Source organism: Acidovorax sp. FG48 (genome assembly GCF_057809085.1).
Genome location: NZ_JBMDJH010000003.1, coordinates 249,560 through 268,119 on the forward strand (window position 1 = coordinate 249,560; position 18,560 = coordinate 268,119).

16 protein-coding genes and 1 tRNA gene are annotated in these 18,560 nt (G+C 66.0%); 5 read left to right on the forward strand and 12 right to left on the reverse strand.

Annotated elements, in window-relative coordinates; all coding sequences use genetic code 11:
- Positions 1–12 precede the first annotated feature (12 nt).
- Entirely contained in the window at positions 13–357 is a 345-nt protein-coding gene (locus ACODSU_RS06070; RefSeq protein WP_488840836.1) for an I78 family peptidase inhibitor, read from the reverse strand.
- A gap of 348 nt (positions 358–705) precedes the next feature.
- On the opposite strand from ACODSU_RS06070, the gene ACODSU_RS06075 reads away from it, so the two are divergent.
- The gene (locus ACODSU_RS06075) at positions 706–2,457 is read left to right on the forward strand and encodes a diguanylate cyclase domain-containing protein (RefSeq protein ID WP_488840838.1); all 1,752 of its coding nucleotides are present in this window, start codon (positions 706–708) and stop codon (positions 2,455–2,457) included.
- Between the two features lie 563 nt (positions 2,458–3,020).
- Here ACODSU_RS06075 and ACODSU_RS06080 read toward each other — a convergent pair.
- From ACODSU_RS06080 to ACODSU_RS06125, 10 genes are all read right to left on the reverse strand, one after another.
- A complete protein-coding gene (locus ACODSU_RS06080; RefSeq protein WP_488840840.1) occupies positions 3,021–3,455 on the reverse strand; it encodes a hypothetical protein in 435 nt (144 codons plus the stop codon).
- Positions 3,456–3,668: 213 nt separating this feature from the next.
- A tRNA-Ser gene (locus ACODSU_RS06085) sits at positions 3,669–3,756 on the reverse strand.
- Between the two features lie 19 nt (positions 3,757–3,775).
- Complete coding sequence (gene ureG / locus ACODSU_RS06090; protein WP_488840842.1) at positions 3,776–4,456, reverse strand: urease accessory protein UreG; 681 nt, start codon at positions 4,454–4,456, stop codon at positions 3,776–3,778.
- Between the two features lie 62 nt (positions 4,457–4,518).
- A complete protein-coding gene (locus ACODSU_RS06095) occupies positions 4,519–5,229 on the reverse strand; it encodes an urease accessory protein UreF (protein ID WP_488840843.1) in 711 nt (236 codons plus the stop codon).
- 11 nt (positions 5,230–5,240) lie between these two features.
- Positions 5,241–5,900 carry an urease accessory protein UreE gene (gene ureE, locus ACODSU_RS06100; protein WP_488840845.1) on the reverse strand — a complete coding sequence of 220 codons (660 nt, stop codon included), beginning with the start codon at positions 5,898–5,900 and terminating at the stop codon, positions 5,241–5,243.
- A 75-nt stretch (positions 5,901–5,975) separates the two neighbouring features.
- Positions 5,976–6,473, reverse strand: a complete 498-nt coding sequence (locus ACODSU_RS06105; protein ID WP_343735084.1) for a GNAT family N-acetyltransferase — start codon at positions 6,471–6,473, stop codon at positions 5,976–5,978.
- A 13-nt stretch (positions 6,474–6,486) separates the two neighbouring features.
- Positions 6,487–8,232: an urease subunit alpha gene (ureC, locus tag ACODSU_RS06110; RefSeq protein WP_488840848.1), complete on the reverse strand. Its 1,746-nt coding sequence runs from the start codon at positions 8,230–8,232 to the stop codon at positions 6,487–6,489.
- Between the two features lie 93 nt (positions 8,233–8,325).
- Positions 8,326–8,631: an urease subunit beta gene (locus tag ACODSU_RS06115; protein ID WP_488840850.1), complete on the reverse strand. Its 306-nt coding sequence runs from the start codon at positions 8,629–8,631 to the stop codon at positions 8,326–8,328.
- A gap of 22 nt (positions 8,632–8,653) precedes the next feature.
- Positions 8,654–9,268, reverse strand: a complete 615-nt coding sequence (locus ACODSU_RS06120) for a HupE/UreJ family protein (protein WP_488840851.1) — start codon at positions 9,266–9,268, stop codon at positions 8,654–8,656.
- A gap of 47 nt (positions 9,269–9,315) precedes the next feature.
- Positions 9,316–9,618 (reverse strand): urease subunit gamma, encoded by a 303-nt coding sequence (locus ACODSU_RS06125; protein WP_015012806.1) that lies wholly within the window; start codon positions 9,616–9,618, stop codon positions 9,316–9,318.
- Between the two features lie 148 nt (positions 9,619–9,766).
- Here ACODSU_RS06125 and ACODSU_RS06130 point away from each other — a divergent pair, with 148 nt between their 5' ends.
- The 4 genes from ACODSU_RS06130 to mgtA all read left to right on the forward strand — a co-directional run bounded on the left by ACODSU_RS06130 (position 9,767) and on the right by mgtA (position 18,113).
- Entirely contained in the window at positions 9,767–13,381 is a 3,615-nt protein-coding gene (locus ACODSU_RS06130; RefSeq protein WP_488840853.1) for a hybrid sensor histidine kinase/response regulator, read from the forward strand.
- Positions 13,381–14,451: a response regulator gene (locus tag ACODSU_RS06135; protein WP_488840855.1), complete on the forward strand. Its 1,071-nt coding sequence runs from the start codon at positions 13,381–13,383 to the stop codon at positions 14,449–14,451. Before ACODSU_RS06130 ends, ACODSU_RS06135 begins: the two co-directional genes overlap by 1 nt.
- Before the next feature lie 397 nt (positions 14,452–14,848).
- Positions 14,849–15,094 carry a hypothetical protein gene (locus tag ACODSU_RS06140; RefSeq protein ID WP_488840857.1) on the forward strand — a complete coding sequence of 82 codons (246 nt, stop codon included), beginning with the start codon at positions 14,849–14,851 and terminating at the stop codon, positions 15,092–15,094.
- A gap of 283 nt (positions 15,095–15,377) precedes the next feature.
- Positions 15,378–18,113 carry a magnesium-translocating P-type ATPase gene (mgtA, locus tag ACODSU_RS06145; protein WP_488840859.1) on the forward strand — a complete coding sequence of 912 codons (2,736 nt, stop codon included), beginning with the start codon at positions 15,378–15,380 and terminating at the stop codon, positions 18,111–18,113.
- A gap of 24 nt (positions 18,114–18,137) precedes the next feature.
- Here the strand turns inward: mgtA and ACODSU_RS06150 are convergent, their stop codons facing one another.
- Entirely contained in the window at positions 18,138–18,464 is a 327-nt protein-coding gene (locus tag ACODSU_RS06150) for a plasmid stabilization protein (protein WP_488840861.1), read from the reverse strand.
- Between the last annotated feature and the right edge of the window lie 96 nt (positions 18,465–18,560).

The following is an 18,560-nucleotide window of genomic DNA, read 5'->3' on the forward strand; positions in this document are numbered from 1 at the left end:
CGCAACCTCCGCTCAGCCGCACTTTGCGGCGAGGATGCGGCCGGAGCCGTCCACTTCGAGGTTCAGCCGCTGGGTGTCGTATTCCTTGGTGATGATCTGCCCAGGGCGCAGGATGCGCGCCGTCTGCGCGCCCGAGCGCTGACGGGCAGATTCAACAACCGATGCGGTGCTGTTTTGCCCCACGACGAACTGTGCAGGCTGGGCGTTGCACACGCTGGCGGGGAGTGATCCAGACCCTGCGGCGGCCGAGCCCGCCGACGGCGCGGGTGTCTGCCCATAACCCGCGCAACCGGTGACGGCCGCTCCCAGGGCCAGGCTGCAGGCGACGGCAAAAGGGGTGAGGGTCTTCTTCATCATGGCACCGGGCTCCTGAGTTCAAAACGCCCACCATAGCGGAACGCAGGTGCCATGGGGTTTCCGTAGCAATATGGGCCGGTTTCCAGCCGTAACGGGCTGTTGCCTGCATCCGTCTCCACTGGAGCGGGTTCTTGACTTGTATCAAGATGTGTTGTGCAAGGGCAACATGCTCGCCAACTGATCGCTGGGCCACCACTCCTCGACGGGTTGCCGTAAGCCCGGTTCCGCACAATGGAGCGTCCGCCGTTGTGCGTTGTGCGTTGTGTGTTGGCAGCGGCGGGCTCGTGCCATCTGGGGCTGCGTGATGCGCGGGCCTGTGTCGACGTCGCCGTACCGAACCTTCTGACCATGCCTGACGATTCCCGCCTTCGCCTCATCCGTGCCCTGGGCGACACCCTGGATGGTCTGGACGTGGCGCTGTGCGCGTTTGACGACAGCGACCGCACGCTGGCCTGGAACAGCACCTTCTTCAAGTTCTTTCCAGAGCACGCGGGGCATGTGTACGTAGGCGAGCCCTACGAGGCCAATCTGCGCCGCTTCTACACCCAGCGGCTGGATGCCCAGGAGCTGCCCAACATCGAGCGCTACATCACGGCCGGGGTCGAGCGGCACCGGGCACAGACCCGGCCTTACAGCTTTGAGCACCGGGGGCTGCGCGTCCATGTGTCGTCGTTGCCCATCGATGGCGTGGGGCGGGTGCGTGTGTGGCGTGCCGAGGCGCTAACGGCTCAGAGCGCATCCACTGACATGGCTGCGCAGTCCAGCGGCGACATCCACGAACCCGGCTACCTGCGCAGTCCAGTGATCGAAAGCACCGAGCTGTTTGACCGCATTCCCGATGGGCTGATGATCTGCACGGAAGACCAGCGCATCCAGTGGGTCAACCAGCCTTTCATGCAGATGTACCACCTGCCGGACCGCGCTGCCGCAGTGGGCCTGGCGTTTGACGAGGTGTACCGCCACGCATGGTCCGTCGGGGGCGAGGGCGACATGGCACCGTTTTACGACGGGCTATCGACCCTGCAGGAGCACATGCGGTTTGCGGGGGCACCGTTTGAAGTGCCCTTGCCACGCAGCCGCTGGAGCCGCGTCATCGCCAAGCAGGGCAGCGACGGCACCGTGTTCTACGCCCATGTGGACATCACCGAGCTCAAGCGCCAGCAGCGCTTGCTGGCGCAGGCCGAACGCAGCGCCCGCGACAGCGAGGCGCAATTGCGGGAGAAATCCATCCTGCTCGAAGCCACGCTGGAGCACATGGACCAGGGCGTGGCCAAGATCAGCGCCACGGGGGTGGTCGAGCTGTGCAACCGCCGGGCCATGGAACTGCTGGACCTGCCAGCCGAGCTGATGGCGTCCAAGCCCACGCTGGTGAATGTGCTGGCCTACCTGCGGGCTCGTGGCGAATTCCAGGGCGCATCGCAAGAAGTGCAGGACCTGCTGCGGCACAGCAATGGCGGGGTCGATCAGCCCCAGGTGTATGACCGTCCCCGGCCCGACGGCCGCATTCTGGAGGTCCAGACCGTGCCCATCAAAGGCGGCGGCGCGCTGCGCACTTTTACCGACGTCACCCAGCGCAAGCAGGCCGAGCAGCAGATCCGCCATGTGGCAGAGCACGACGGCCTGACCGGCTTGCTCAACCGCACCGCCTTTTTGCAAGCGTTGCAGGCCGCAGCCACCGACGTGCACCGGTCGGGCCGTGGTTTCGCTGTCTTGTACGTGGATCTGGATGGGTTCAAACCGGTCAATGACCGCTACGGGCACGCCGTGGGTGACCAGTTGCTGGTGTGGGTGGCCCGGCAACTGACGCAGGCCGCGCGCGAGGACGATGTGGTGGCGCGCCTGGGCGGCGATGAGTTCGCGCTGCTGCAGCGGGGGGTATCGGACGGTGACAGCGCGTACCGCCTGGCCGACCGTCTGGTGCAAGCCCTGGGCCAGCCCACCGAGATCGAAGCGCACGCGCTGCAAATCGGCGCGTCCATCGGCATTGTCCTGTCGCCCGGCGACGGCACCGAGGCCGAAGAACTCCTGCGCAAGGCCGATTCCGCGATGTACCTCGCCAAGGCCACGGGGCGGGGCTGCGCAAGGATTTACGGAACATAGGCGCCGATAGCTCGGGTACTGATTCCATATCCCTCCCTTCTGCTGATCGACAGAGCTTGGAGGAATGGGTCCTGTCCTACATGGCCTCAGTAGTCACCGTCCTAACATTGGTCCGTCGATCCCCTCGACATCCCTCCCGCTTGCATCGCGCAAGTGTTCAGCCCGCAATTTGCGGGCTTTTTTTTGCCCGCCCTAAGGCATCAACACAGGGATGAAAAAGCGACTGCGCCGTAGGCCTTTTGCCGAGCCGCAAAGCCCCGGTGTCCATCTGTCGGCACCATTGCGGTACGGGCGATGCCGTCATCACCCAGCCATCCCAGCGCGCTACATCACAAGAATGATTCTGTACAAACCCGGCACGCAATTTCTCTACAAAGGCAGAACGGTGAGCGTGGACTACGTCATCATCAAACGCACCGGCCTGTGGATTCGGTTGGCGCACAGCGAAGAGGTGTGCCGCCCTGAAGATTTGACCCCCATAACACCGCAGGGAGCGGGGCTGACGAGGTAGAAATAAGACTGCACGCAGAGCGCAGGCGTGGTCTGGCTCGCTACCGAGATGGTTATCTGAGCTGCCGGGACAGCCACAGCAGCCCCCAGACGATGGCCACCAGCTGAACCAGGTTGACGCAGAGCGCTGCCGTATGCACACGACGAAAGTGCTGAATCGCCCCGTCGCTGCTGGCCTCGATCTTTGCGCCGAGCTGCTGCATGGCCTGCAGCAAGTGCTTGCGCAGCAGCGAGACGACGCAGGCATTGACCGCCACGCCTAAGGCAAAGGGATACCTGCCCCAAAGCGCATAGCTGACAAACGCCCCCAGCGACGCCCAGAACGCTGCACGGTAGTACACGTTGAAAAACCCCCGAACGAAACGCGCGTCCAGTGGGGTGTCATGTTTCAGCGTGAGAAGCGGCACGCCCCCCATCAAGAAGTAGGCGGTGGTGACCAGCAGGGCCACCGTGAAAAAGAACGATGCGTAGAGGGCGGACGACAACATCTTTCACTCCTCGAAATAGCCGGCCACTTCACGCAGCTGGCTCACACCAAATCCTCCATCCTGCCCATGGATGCGGCAAGGCTCCGCCAAACACAGTCTAGGGGGCGGATGTGTTCTTGTGAACTGTATTGGGGGAGGGTTTTCGGCAACAGACATGTTGCCGTGCGGGCCTGGGCGCACATTTCGCGGTTGGAACTGCGCCGGGCCAAGAACTGGCGGAGACTGTGAGATTCGAACTCACGGACGGTTGCCCGTCGGCAGTTTTCAAGACTGCTGGTTTAAACCACTCACCCAAGTCTCCGGGAGGGAAGGCGCGAATTCTAGCTGACTGCGGGGGCTGATTTCTTTTGCAGCATGCCGCGGGTCTCGATGAACTTCACCACGTCGGCCACGCCCGCCAGGGTTTTGAGGTTGGTCATCACGAAGGGCTTGAGGCCCTGGGTGGTGGTGCGCATGCGGGTGGTGTCGGCGTGCATCACTTCCAGGTTGGCGCCCACGTGGGGGGCCAGGTCGGTCTTGTTGATGATGAACAGGTCGCTTTTGGTGATGCCGGGGCCGCCCTTGCGGGGGATTTTTTCGCCCGCGGCCACGTCGATGACGTAGATGGTGAGGTCGCTCAGCTCGGGGCTGAAGGTGGCGGCCAGGTTGTCGCCGCCGCTTTCCACAAACACGATGTCGGCGTTGGGGAACTCGCGCAGCATGCGGTCGATGGCTTCGAGGTTGATGGAGCAATCCTCGCGGATGGCAGTGTGCGGGCAGCCGCCGGTTTCCACGCCCAGGATGCGCTCGGCGGGCAGGGCACCGCTGACGGTGAGCAGGCGCTGGTCTTCCTTGGTGTAGATGTCGTTGGTGATGGCGATGAGGTCGTAGTCATCGCGCATGGTCTTGCACAGCATCTCCAGCAGCGTGGTCTTGCCGGAGCCGACGGGGCCGCCGATGCCCACGCGCAGAGGGGGCAGGTTTTTGGTGCGGTTGGGGATGTGGTGCAGGGCGTTGGTCATGGTGCTAGTGGTGGCGTCATTCGCTACCAAATAAATAGCTACCTGCGCTTGTATTGCTTGCGCTAGGAGCGGAAAAGTCTTGAATATTGCACTTCGTGCTGCGCGCTCAGAATGGCGAGCATGGGCGAGAACGCCTGGCGCTCGCTGTCCATCAGGCTGGCGGCGTGGTCTGCGGCGAGCGGGATGGCGGCGGCCAGCCGGGCCAGGATGCGCTGGCCTGCGCTTTGGCCCAATTGCATGGATTTGAGTGCGGCCTGCACCATGTTCTCGGCCCAGCCAAAGGCGTAGGCCAGCAGCACCTCGCGCACGCTGGCCTGGGTGGGCGACGCGGCCAGTGCGAAGGCCACAGGGTAGGTGGGGGGCAGAGCGGCCAGGTGGCGCACGGCGGGCATCAGGGCTTCGTCGCCCTGGTACTGGTTGCGCAGCCATTCGGCCAGCGAGCGGCCCATTTGCTCGGTCTGCAGGCGCAGCTCGCTCGTCTCGCGGGTGTGCAGCACCCAGTCGTTGAGTTCTTTCACGTGCTCCATGTCGCCGCGCCGCCAGGCGCCCATGGCCTTGGCGATGAGCGCCATGTCGCCGCGTGCCTGGGTGATGTGGAGCTGGTCCAGCAGCCAGTCGCCCACGGCGGCTTCGCTGGCGAGGCTCGCGTTTTCAATGGCGCTTTCCAGCCCTTCGGAATACGAGAACCCGCCGACGGGCAGCGCGGGAGAGGCCAGCCACATCAGCTGCAAGAAGCTGGCGGCGGGCAGGGGCGTGGGGCGGTCCAGGCGCATGGAGCGGGGAGTCAGTGGTCGTGGTTGCAGTCGGGGCCGTGCACATGCTCTTGGGCGACCACGGGGATGGACACGGTGCGCCCACGGGCAGGGACTGCGCTGGGGGCGGCTGCATGGTTGTGATCGTGGCTATGCCCATGTTCATGGGTATGGCCATGTGAATGGTCATGTGAGTGGTCGTGTCCATGCCCCCCATGGCTGTGTCCACCACCATGCCCCGCTGCATAGGCACCGCCTTCGGGCTCAAACGCCAGGTTCTGTGCGGTCACGATCAGGTGCATGGCGCGCAGCATGTCGGCCAGCACGTGGTCGGGTTCGATCTTGAGGTGGTCAGGCTGCAGCTCGATGGGCACATGGCGGTTGCCCAGGTGGTAGGCGGCGCGGGTCAGGTCAAACGGCGTGCCGTGGTGTTGGCAGTGGGTGATGACCAGCACGGGCTGGGGCGCTGCAATCACGCGGACCATGGAGCCGTCTTCGGCCACCAGCACGTCGCCACCGCGCACCAGCGTGCCGCGTGGCAGGAAGATGCCCAGTTCGCGCCCGGCAGAGTCGGTGGCGGCAAAGCGGCTTTTCTGGCGCACGTCCCAGTCGAGTTCGACGGTGGCGGCGCGCTTGAGCAGGACGGGCGCGAGGCCTTGGCCTTGGGGGAGGAGTTTGGAGACCTGGATCATGGCGAGAGAGGATTTCGGTGCCGGCAAGGCGAGGTCCACATTGTGGCCTTGGCTGCGGGGTGGCACGGGCTGGCTCTACAGCGCGCGGCTCATGTACCGGCTGTGGGGGTCAAGCTGGTAGCTGCCGAACGGCGCGCAGTCGGTAAAGCCATAGCGCAGGTAGAGCTGGTGAGCGGGTTCAAAGAAGGGCTGGGTGCCCGTTTCCAGGCTGATGCGCTGGTAGCCCAGGTCCACGGCCTGGCCCAGGATGTGTTCAAGGATGGCCCGGCCTACACCGAGGCCGCGCAGGGACTCTGCGGCACGCATGGATTTGAGCTCGACGTGGTCGGCGCTCAGGTGTTTGAGGGCGCCGGTGCCCACCAGTCGCCCGGGCGCGGGTTCGGTGTCGTCCGGCAGCCACGCCGTCCAGAAGCGGATCTCGGGGCGGCGCAGTTGGTCCATGTCCAGCGCATGCACGCTCTCGGGCGGCGAGGTGGCGCGCATGTCCTGCAGATGCTCTTCCATGAAGGCGGCAATGCGCGGGTCGCTCAGGTCGTCCAGGCGCAGGGAGAGGCTGTCCAGCAAACTGCTCATTGTGGGGGGAGTGTCAGAACAAAAAGTAGCGCTGCGCCATGGGCAGCAGGGTGGCTGGCTCGCAGGTGAGCAGCTGGCCGTCGGCGCGCACGGTGTAGGTCTGCGCGTCCACCTCCATCTTGGGCGTGTAGCTGTTGTGCACCATGTGCTGCTTGCGCACGCCACGGATGTTGCCCACAGCGCTGAGCTGCTTGCGCAGGCCAAAGCGCTCGCCAATGCCAGCGTTCAGGCCCGCTTGCGACACAAAAGTGAGCGAGGTCTTGGCAATGGCCCCGCCGAACGCGCCGAACATGGGCCGGTAGTGCACGGGCTGGGGGGTGGGGATGGATGCATTCGGGTCGCCCATCGCAGCCATGGCGATCAGCCCGCCCTTCAGGATGAGCGCGGGTTTGACGCCGAAGAAGGCAGGCTTCCAGATCACGATGTCGGCCCACTTGCCCACCTCCAGTGAGCCCACCTCGTGGGCAATGCCGTGCGCAATGGCGGGGTTGATCGTGTACTTGGCCACGTAGCGCTTAATGCGGAAGTTGTCGTTGCGCTGCAGGACTTCCGCCAGCTCGTCGCGCCCTGCGGTGGGGGCCAGCCAGCCGCGCTGCACCTTCATCTTGTGCGCGGTCTGCCAGGTGCGCAGGATGACTTCGCCCACGCGGCCCATGGCCTGGCTGTCGCTGCTCATCATGCTGATGGCGCCCAGGTCGTGCAGGATGTCTTCGGCGGCGATGGTTTCCTTGCGAATGCGGCTTTCGGCAAAGGCCAGGTCTTCGGCAATGCTGGCGTCGAGGTGGTGGCACACCATGAGCATGTCCACATGCTCGTCCAGCGTGTTCTGGGTGTAGGGCATGGTGGGGTTGGTGGACGATGGCAGAAAGTTGTCCTCGCCCACCACGCGCAGGATGTCGGGGGCGTGCCCGCCGCCCGCGCCTTCGGTGTGAAAGGCGCAGATGCCGCGCCCGCCCACGGCGGCGATGGTGTTCTCCACAAAGCCCGATTCGTTGAGCGTGTCGCTGTGGATGGCGACTTGGGTGTCCGTCTCGTCCGCCACGTCCAGGCAGTTGCTGATGGCCGAGGGCGTGGTGCCCCAGTCTTCGTGAAGCTTGAGGCCGATGGCACCCGCGTTGATCTGCTCGTGCAGCGCATCGGGCAGGCTGGCGTTGCCCTTGCCGAGGAAGCCCAGGTTCATCGGGAACGCGTCGGCCGCCTGCAGCATGCGCTCCATGTTGAAGGGGCCGGACGTGCAGGTGGTGGCCAGCGTGCCCGTGGCGGGGCCGGTGCCGCCCCCCAGCATGGTGGTCACGCCGCTGGCCAGGGCTTCTTCGATCTGCTGCGGGCAGATGAAGTGGATGTGGCTGTCGATGCCGCCTGCGGTGACGATGTTGCCCTCGCAGCTGATGACCTCGGTGCCGGGGCCGATGATGATGTCCACGCCCGGTTGCGTGTCGGGGTTGCCGGCCTTGCCGATGGAGGCGATGCGGCCCGCGCGCAGGCCGATGTCGGCCTTGAAGATGCCGGTGTGATCGACAACGAGCGCATTGGTCAGCACGGTATCCACAGCGCCCTGGGCATTGCTGCGTTGCGACTGCGCCATGCCGTCGCGAATCGTCTTGCCGCCGCCAAACTTCACCTCTTCGCCGTAGCTGCCCGCGCGCAGGGTGTAGTCGGCCTCGACTTCGAGGAGGAGTTCGGTGTCGGCCAGCCGCACGCGGTCGCCCACGGTGGGGCCGAACATCTCGGCGTAGGCGCGTCGTCCAATGGTTGCCATGGGTGGGGTGCTCCGTGAGAACGGTTTACTCTATTTTTGATAGCTGCTTGGGCAATAAATACCTGCGCTATCTGCCAATTTGGCTTGAAGCTGCTACAGCGCGCCCTGCTTCAGGCCCTGGAAGCCGAACACGCGGCGCTCGCCCGCGTAGTCCACCAGCTCCACGGTGCGCTCCTGGCCAGGCTCAAAGCGCACGGCGGTGCCAGATGCGATGTTGAGCCGCATGCCGCGCGCAGCCGCACGGTCAAAGCCCAGGGCGTTGTTGGTCTCGGCAAAGTGGTAGTGCGAGCCCACCTGGATGGGCCGGTCGCCGGTGTTGCGCACCACCAGCGTGAGGGTGCGGCGGCCGGTGTTGAGCAGGTGTTCACCGGGTTCGGTGAGAAGTTCGCCGGGGATCATGAAAGCTCCTTGCAGGGAATGCTCAGGCCATCTGCGCCAGCAGCGCGCCACCGAACGCAGCCACGCCAGCACCTGCAGCGCGGGCCAGCCACACATGGCGGTGGCGCAGTGCCCAGCCAGCGGCCAGGCCTGCGCTGTGCAGCAGCACGGTAGCCGTGAGCATGCCTGCCAGGGTCAACCAGGCGCTGTCGCTACCTGCCAGCTCATAGCCATGGGCCACGCCGTGGAAGACGGCAAACACGCCCACACCCAGCGCCGCCGCCAGCCCGGGAACGCGCAGGCGCGACACGACCAGCAGGCCGGTGACCAGCAGCGACGCGGCAATCATGGGCTCCACCGCTGGCAGCGCCACACCCTGCAGGCCCAGCACGGCGCCCACCAGCAACATGGCCGCAAAGCCCACGGGGCCCCACAGCAGGTCGCGCCCCGCGCTGCGGGCGGCCAGGGCGCTCCACAGGCCCACGGCCACCATGGCGGCCAGGTGGTCCAGGCCGAACAGGGGGTGGGCCAAGCCGCTCAGAAAACTGTTGTGGATGTGGGATTCAGCGCCGGTATGGGCGAAGGCGCCAGAACTGATTGCACTGGCTGCTATGAAAAGAAGAGCGGCTGTGTGACGGTGTGAGGGTGTGATGCGCATGGGGGGCTCCACGGAGAGAAGAGGGGGAATAGAAAGTAGAAGGGGGTTCAGACGATCGGCTGGTGCACGGTGACCAGCTTGGTGCCGTCGGGGAACGTGGCCTCGACCTGGATGTCCGGAATCATCTCGGGGATGCCTTCCATCACATCGGCCCGGGTCAGCACGGTGCGGCCTTCGCTCATGAGCTGGGCCACAGTCTTGCCGTCGCGCGCGCCTTCCATCACGGCGGCGCTGATCAGGGCCACCGCCTCGGGGTAGTTGAGCTTCAGCCCCCGGGCCTTGCGGCGCTCGGCCAGCAGGGCGGCGGTGAAGATCAGCAGCTTGTCTTTCTCGCGAGGGGTGAGTTCCATGGTGTGCCGATTGAGCGAGTGAATACGAATCCATCATAGGCAGCAAGCCCCGTGCCCGCCATACGCCAGAGGGCGAAGGTGCACTGGACATGAAGCCGACCCGTGGCATGGAAACTGCACTTGCAGGGGCTGTCGCCGCCCTTTGCCCATGCCCCCCTCCACCGCCTCCCTTGCCCCGCCCGACGCGAATTCGGCCCCTGTGCCAGGGCCGGACGCCGACGCGCAGGCGCCCCAGCAGGTGGTCAAGGTCCGGCGCGACTACAACAGCTGGGTGGCCACCGAGACCATGGAGGACTACGCGCTGCGCTACACGCCCCAGCGCTTTCGCAAGTGGTCCGAATGGCGGGTGGCCAACACGGCTTTCGGCGCGGCATCCTTTCTGATCCTCGAAGCCGTGGGCGCCACGCTGCTGGTGCAGTACGGCTTCATCAACGCCTTCTGGGCCATTGTGGCCACGGGGCTCATCATCTTTCTGGCGGGGCTGCCCATCAGCGTGTACGCGGCCCGCTACGGGGTGGACATGGACCTGCTCACGCGCGGCGCGGGCTTTGGCTACATCGGTTCCACGCTCACCTCGCTGATCTACGCGAGCTTCACCTTCATCTTCTTCGCGCTCGAAGCCGCCGTGATGGCCTATGCGCTGGAGCTGGCGCTCGACATTCCGCCCACCTGGGGCTACCTGATCTGCGCCATTGTGGTGATTCCGCTGGTCACCCACGGCGTGTCGGCCATCAGCCGTCTGCAGGTGTGGACGCAGCCGCTGTGGCTGCTGATGCTGGTGGTGCCGTTTGTGTACGTGCTAGTGCGCGATCCTGGTGCGTTTTCTGGGGTTGTGCACTACGGTGGTGAATTTGCGCGCGGCGCTACGTTCCAGCTGCCCTTGTTTGGTGCGGCTCTCACCGTGGGCATTGCGCTCATTACCCAGATGGGGGAGCAGGCCGACTACCTGCGTTTCATGCCCGCCCGCACCGCCACCACGCGTGGCCGCTGGTGGCTGGGGGTGCTGGTGGGTGGGCCGGGCTGGGTGGTGCTGGGCGTGCTCAAGATGCTGGGCGGCGCGCTGCTGGCCTACCTGGCGCTCACGCACATGGTGCCCGCCGAGCGCGCGGTGGACCCGAACCAGATGTACCTGGTGGCCTATGAATACGTCTTCCCGCACTATGGCTGGGCGGTGGCGGCCACGGCGCTGTTTGTGGTGGTCTCGCAGATGAAGATCAACGTGACCAACGCCTACGCGGGCTCGCTCGCGTGGTCCAACTTCTTCTCGCGCCTCACGCACAGCCACCCGGGGCGGGTGGTGTGGGTGGTGTTCAACACGCTCATTGCCTTCATGCTGATGGAGATGAACGTGTTCCGCGCCATGGGCGAGGTGCTGGGGCTGTACTCCAACATCGCCATCGCCTGGATCATGTCGGTGGTGGCGGACCTCGTCATCAACAAGCCGCTGGGCCTCTCGCCCAAGGGCATCGAGTTCAAACGTGCGCACCTGTACGACATCAATCCCGTGGGCGTGGGATCAATGGCACTGGCGTCTGTGCTGTCCATCAGTGCGCACCTGGGGCTGTTTGGCCCGCTGCCGCAGGCGTTCTCGGCCGTGATTGCGATGGCGGTGGCCTTTGTGACTGCGCCGTTGATCGCCTGGGCCACGCGCGGCAAGTACTACATCGCGCGGCAGAGCGAGCCGGTGGCTGTGCCTGTGGCGGGGCCCGTGCCTGGCGCGCGGGCTGCCGACATGAGCAGCTACCAGCGCTTCACTGTGCAGCGTTGCGTGATCTGCGAACGCGAATACGAAGCGCCCGACATGGCCCAGTGCCCCGCTTACCGGGGCGCCATCTGCTCGCTGTGCTGCACGCTCGATGCGCGCTGCGGCGACCTGTGCAAGCCCCATGCGAGCATGGCGGTGCAGTGGTCGGCCGCGCTGCGCTGGGTGCTGCCGCGTGCCATCTGGCGCTATCTGGACACGGGCCTGGGCCACTTCCTGCTGCTGATGCTGGTGATCGCGCCGCTGCTGGCGTCGGTGATGGGGCTGCTGTACCACCAGGAGCTCAACACCATTGCCCAGGCCGCCACCGACACCGAGGTGCTGGCCGCCCCTGAAGTGGCGCTGCGCTCGGGCCTGCTCAAGGCCTATCTCGCGCTGCTGGTCATCTCGGGCATCGTGGCGTGGTGGTTGGTGCTGGCGCACAAGAGCCGCCAGGTGGCGCAAGAGGAATCCAACCGCCAGACGGGCCTGCTGGTGCGCGAGATCGAGCTGCACCGCCAGACCGACGAAGCATTGCAGACCGCGCGCAGCGTGGCAGAGGCGGCGCAGCAGCAGGCTGAGGAAGCCCGCTTGCGGGCCGACCAGGCCAACCAGGCCAAGAGCCGCTACATCAGCGCCATCAGCCACGAGATCCGCACCCCGCTCAACTCCATCCTGGGCTACGCGCAGCTCATGGGCGAGGACGCGGGCGTGCCCCCGCACCGCAAGCAGGCGGTGCACGTGATCCGGCGCGGGGGCGAGCATTTGTTGTCGCTCATCGAGGGGACGCTGGACATCGCGCGCATCGAGTCGGGCAAGCTCACGCTGGATGTCGCGCCCATGCGGTTTGCGGACGGGCTGCACGAGATGGCCGGCCTGTTCGAGCTGCAGGCCGCCGCCAAGGGCCTGGCGTTCACGTTCGACGTGCAAGGGGTGATTCCGGAGGTGGTGCGCGCCGACGACAAGCGGCTGCGCCAGATCCTCATCAACCTGCTGGGCAATGCCGTCAAGTTCACGGCGCAGGGCACCGTCACCTTGCGGGTGCGCTATGCGCGCGAAATGGCACGCATCGAGGTGCAGGACACGGGCCCGGGCCTCACGGCCGAGGAGATTGAGCGCATCTTTGAGCCCTTCGCGCGCGGCGGATCGGGCGGTGGCAACACCGCTGCCGCGCCGGGTGCAGGGCTGGGCCTGACCATCGCCAAGATGCTCACTGCGCTCATGGGCGGCGAGCTGACGGTGAGCAGCACCCCGGGCGTGGGCTCGGTGTTCCATGTCAAGCTGTTCTTGCCCGAGGTGCATGGCGATGCGCTGGGCAAGGCCGCAGCGCCAGCGGCCCTGGCTGCCCATGGCCAACGCCAGCGCAAGGGCTATGCGGGCGAGCGCCGCCGCATCCTGGTGGTGGACAACGAAGAGCCCGACCGCGAGCTGCTGGTGCAACTGCTGGAGCCGCTGGGTTTTGAACTGCGCCAGGCCGCGAGCGGCCACGATGCGCTGGACCTGCTGGCCACCGGCTACCGTCCGCACGTGATCTTCATGGACCTGGCCATGCCGGGCATCGACGGGTGGGAAACGCTGCGGCGCGTGCGGCAGATGCACCTGCCCCACGTGCAATGTGCCATCGTTTCCGCCAATGCTTTCGACAAGGCGCTCGACAACGACGTGGACATCCGCCCCGAAGACTTCATCGTCAAACCCGTGCGCCACAGCGAGCTGCTGGACTGGCTGGAGCGCCGCCTGGGCCTGCAGTGGCAATACGACGAGGCCACTACAGCGCCCGCGGGTGCTGAACCCGCCGTGGCGTCTGCGGCGCCCGCACCCCTCACGTACCCCGATGCCGCTGCGTTGCTGGCTCTGGCACAGGCGGTGTCCTTGGGCTACTACCGGGGCATTCTCAACACGCTGGACGATATTGAACGCAGCCAGCCCGCGCACAGCGCTTTTGTCGGCACCATGCGGCAGCTGGCCAAGCAATTCCAGTTCGATGCCATGGGCCAGATCCTGGAGCAGGCACCCTCGTGATGACCACTGCCAATCCCTTTTCCTCTCACCCCCCCACAGCGCCCGCCAGCGCGCTGGACCGCAGCGACAGCGATGTGGTGCTGATCGTGGATGACGTGCCCGACAACCTGGCAGTCCTGCACGATGCGCTGGATGAATCGGGCTACACCGTGCTGGTGGCCATGCACGGCGAGGCGGCGCTGCAGCGTGCGGCCCAGGCGCTGCCCGACATTGTGTTGCTCGACGCCATGATGCCGGGCATGGACGGCTTTGAAGTCGCCCGGCGCCTCAAGGCATCACCTGCCACGGCGCACATTCCCATCATCTTCATGACGGGCCTGACCGAGACCGAGCACCTGGTCGCCGCGCTGGAGGCGGGCGGCGTGGACTATGTCACCAAGCCCATCAAGCCGCGCGAGGTCATGGCCCGCATGAGCGTGCACCTGGGCGCAGCCCGCAAGGCCCGGCAGGACGCCCGCCAGGCGCGTGAGGCGCGCAACGCGCTGGATGCGTTTGGCTACGCCAGCATCACCGTGCGCGCAGCGGATGGCCGCATCGTGTGGCAGACCCCGCTGGCGCGCGAGCTGCTGCAAAGCTACTTTGGCGAGGTCGGCCCCGATGGTATGCCCACCCCGTTTGGCCAGTGGGCACCCGAGCCCGTGCAGGCCTGGCTGCGCCGCCATGTATTGGCCGACAACGCGGCCGAGCTGCTGGAGGCTTCGCTGGCCGAGCCGCCGCGCCTGGCGGTGGAGCAGGGCGCGCGCCGCCTCACCTTCCGCCTGCATCAGCAGGCGGGCGACAGCGCAGGCGGTGGCGACTGGCTCATCGTGATGCGCGAGGTGTCCGACGCGAAGATCATCGAATCCATGAGCCTGTCCTTCAAGCTCACGGCGCGCGAGGCCGAGGTGCTGTACTGGGTCGTCAAGGGCAAGATCAACCGCGACATCGGCGACATCCTGGGCGCCAGCCCTGCCACCGTCAAGAAGCACCTGGAGCGTGTGTTCGCCAAGCTGGGGGTGGAAACACGCACCGCAGCAGCGGCCATGGCCATGAACCGCATCCGGCAGTTGCATCCCCAGTTTGAAGGGTGACCGGCGGGGCCAAAAAAACGCATTGACCTCGTCATGTTGCAGCGCAATAATCGCGCACCTTCATTTCCGGAGCCCCAGCGTGGAAAGTGCCAGTTGTTGCAGTGAAACCCAGCAAGCCGTGACGGCTGCTGCCTGCCAGGCCTCCTGACGCCCGCTCCTGGGCCGTGGGTTGCCTTGTGCAAGCTCCGGCCCCGTCCCTCCCAACCCCTGTTGTGCCCCGTGCGCCCCCGTCGGCCATGGCGGTGTGGGTGGCTATACCGTCTTGCCGCTTTGCTGCATCTGTGCCGTCTGCACGGGCCGTGCCCCTTTGGCCGGGGCATGGCCCGCCTGCTGTGACGGTGCCCCTGGCACCCATCTGCGTCTGCGTGCTCCGCCCTGCCTGCCAAGGACAACGGCCATGCGTTTTTTTGTTGTGGATCTGCCCCGCCTTTTCCAGCGTGCGGTGGCGCCTGGCGCTGAACACGCCGAGCATGCTGCATCGCTGCCTTCAGGCGTACAGGGCCCTGCCCATGGGGCCGCTGGCAGCCTGCAAGCGGTGGCCGAACTTGACGGCACCACGTTGTGGCCCACGCACCGCATTCGCTGCTACCTGCATGGCCAGCCGCCTGCGCGGGCATTGCGCCGCCGGGCGCGGCCGCTTTAAGCCGGCCCACGCCTGTATTGCAACCACTACCCAGGAGGCCCCATGGACCCAGACCCGCGCAGGCGCTCCGAAGCGCCGCCCCACACCACATCCCCATTGAACTTTGCATACCAGGCCCAAGGCCCGAGGCGATGGCTTGCGTGACCGCGTGAGCCGCATCCTCTGGCCGTTGCGGGCCAGAAGGAGTGACTCACCATGTTCCGTTTCATCCACATTTCTGCGCACACGGCACCACAGCCCATGACGCGCAATACCGTCAGCGTTGGCTGCTAGGGAGACCGCCATGAGCTTCCTGCACCACCTGTTCGACCGCTTTTTGCACACCCGCCATGTCACCCGCCACTTTGCGCGGCGGCTGATTCTGGACACGCTCACGCTGGGCCGCGCGCCCACCCCCGCCACCTCGCCCGACCTGCTCAGCCGCGAACTGCAGCGCGCCGCCAGCGATGAACTGCCCGCACTGATCGAGCGCCTGCAGTCCGACCCTGCAGGCCTGAGCGACGCCCAGGCCGCCGCCGCCCTGGCCCAGCACGGCCCCAACGAGGTGGAGCACGAAAAGCCGCTGCCCGCCTGGCTGCACCTGTGGCACTGCTACAAGAACCCGTTCAACGTGCTGCTCACGGTGCTGGCACTGATCTCGTACCTCACTGAGGACCACGAGGCCACCGTCGTGATTCTGGCCATGGTGGTGCTCTCCACGCTGCTGCGGTTTGTGCAGGAGGGCCGCTCCAACCGCGCGGCCGAGCGCCTCAAGTCGCTGGTCAGCAACACCGCCACGGTGCTGCGCCGCACCGACACGGTGGGTGCCGCAAGTGCAGCCACGCCGCGCGAGCTGCCCATCCACCAGCTGGTGCCGGGCGACCACATCGTGCTGTCGGCGGGCGACATGATCCCGTCGGACTGCCGCGTGCTCACGGCCAAGGACCTGTTCGTGAGCCAGTCGGCCATGACGGGCGAATCGCTGCCGGTCGAAAAATTTGCCGAGCGCAGCCAGCCCGGCACCAGTGCGCTGGACGCCACCAACCTGCTGTTCATGGGCACCAACGTGGTCTCGGGCTCGGCCACGGCACTGGTGGTGGCCACGGGCAACCACACCTACTTTGGCACGCTGGCCACCCGCGTCACGGCCACCGACCGCACGCCCACCGCGTTCCAGGCAGGCGTCAACAGCGTGAGCTGGCTGCTGATCCGCTTTGCGCTGGTCATGGTGCCCATCGTGCTGGTGGTCAACGGCTTTACCAAGGGCGACTGGCTGGAGGCGTTTCTGTTCGCGCTGTCGGTGGCTGTGGGCCTCACGCCCGAGATGCTGCCCATGATCGTGACCAGCACGCTGGCCAAAGGGGCCGTGCTGCTGTCGCGCAAGAAGGTGGTGGTCAAGCGGCTGGACGCGATCCAGAACTTTGGCGCCATGGACGTGCTGTGCACCGACAAGACCGGCACGCTCACGCAGGACAAGATCTTTCTGGAGCGGCACACCGACGTGTTCGGCCACAACAGTGACGAGGTGCTGGCCTTTGCCTACCTCAACAGCCACTACCAGAGCGGCCTGAAGAACCTGCTGGACCACGCCGTGCTGGAGCATGTGGAGCTGCAGACCGACCTGCGCCTGGCGCAGGACTACCGCAAGGTCGATGAGGTGCCTTTCGACTTCATGCGCCGGCGCATGTCGGTCATCGTCAGCGAGCGCAACGACCACCACGAGCTGATCTGCAAGGGTGCGGTGGAGGAGATGCTGGACGTGTGCACCCAGGTCCGCGTGGTGGAAGACACCGGCGTGCAAGACCTGCCGCTGGACGCCACCCTGCGCGCACGGGTGCTGGAGGTGACGCGCGGCCTGAACAACGAGGGCCTGCGCGTGGTGGCGGTGGCCATGAGGGAGACGCCGCCCCACCAGACGGTGTACAGCGTGGCCGATGAGTCGGGCCTCACGCTGATTGGCTACGTGGCGTTTCTGGACCCACCGAAGGAATCCACTGCCCCTGCGCTCAAGGCGCTGGCCGCGCACGGCGTGGCCGTGAAGGTGCTGACCGGTGACAACGAACTGGTGACGCTCAAGGTCTGCCGCGAGGTGGGCCTGGCCGTGCAAGGCGTGCTGCTGGGCAAGGATGTGGACGCACTGGACGACGCAGCCCTGGCGCGCGCGGCCGATACCCACAACCTGTTTGCCAAGCTCTCGCCGCTGCACAAAGAGCGGCTGGTGCGCGCGCTGCGCGCGGGCGGCCATGTGGTGGGCTTCATGGGCGACGGCATCAACGACGCCCCGGCGCTGCGTGCGGCCGACATCGGCATCAGCGTGGACAGCGCGGTGGACATTGCCAAGGAGGCGGCCGACATCATCCTGCTGGAGAAAAGCCTGATGGTGCTGGAAGAGGGCGTGATGGAGGGCCGCAAGACCTTCAGCAACATGCTCAAGTACATCCGGATGACGGCCAGCTCCAACTTCGGCAACGTGTTTTCGGTGCTGGTGGCCAGCGCCTTCCTGCCCTTCTTGCCCATGCTGCCGCTGCACCTGCTGGTGCAAAACCTGCTGTACGACCTGTCGCAGATCGCCATCCCGTTCGACAACGTGGACGAGGAGCTCATCCGCAACCCGCTGAAGTGGAACCCGGGCGACATCGGCCGCTTCATGGTGTTCTTCGGGCCCATCAGCTCGGTGTTCGACATCACGACGTTTGCGGTTATGTGGCATGTGTTCGGCGCCAACAACGAGGGCGCGCAGACCCTGTTCCAGTCGGGCTGGTTTGTGGTGGGGCTGCTCACGCAGACGCTGATCGTGCACATGATCCGCACGCCCAAGCTGCCGTTTGTGCAAAGCGTGGCGTCGGTGCCGCTGCTCACGGCCACGGTGCTCATCATGGCGGTGGGCATCTTCATCCCCATGGGGCCGCTGGCCGGTCACTTCAAGCTGCAGGCGCTGCCGCTGGCTTACTTTCCGTGGCTGGTTGGCATTCTGGCGGGCTATGTGCTGCTGACAACGGTGATGAAGCGCTGGTACGTGCGGCGCTACGGCTGGCAGTGAGGGGGCGCCAGGTGCGCGCCCGGTTCATCGCGCCAGGGCCTGCTCCAGCTGCTGCTTGTTCATCCGGGACCGGCCCCGGATGTTCTCGCGCCTGGCGTCTTCGTACAGCTGCTCGCGCGTGCGGCCCTGCGGGCCGCGGTGCGAGTTTTTGCCGCCGCGCACAGGAGCCGGCGTGGCTTTCAGGGTTTGGGGGTTGGCCGTGCGGGCTTCGCCGTGTTGCGCGCGCTCCTTGTTCACGGTGCGCGCGGCAATCTCTTCGGCGGTGCTTTCGCTCTCACCGCGTTCCAGCAGGCTGTCCTTGATGTGTTCGTACTGGCGCTCGCGTTTGGCGCTCCAGGCGGCACGTGGCATGGGGACTCCTTTCCGATCAACAGGTGGGCTTTTCAGCTTAGACCCGTGACCTGGCGGAACGGTCAGTGCATCGTGACGGCGGGTGTAGGACAGGCC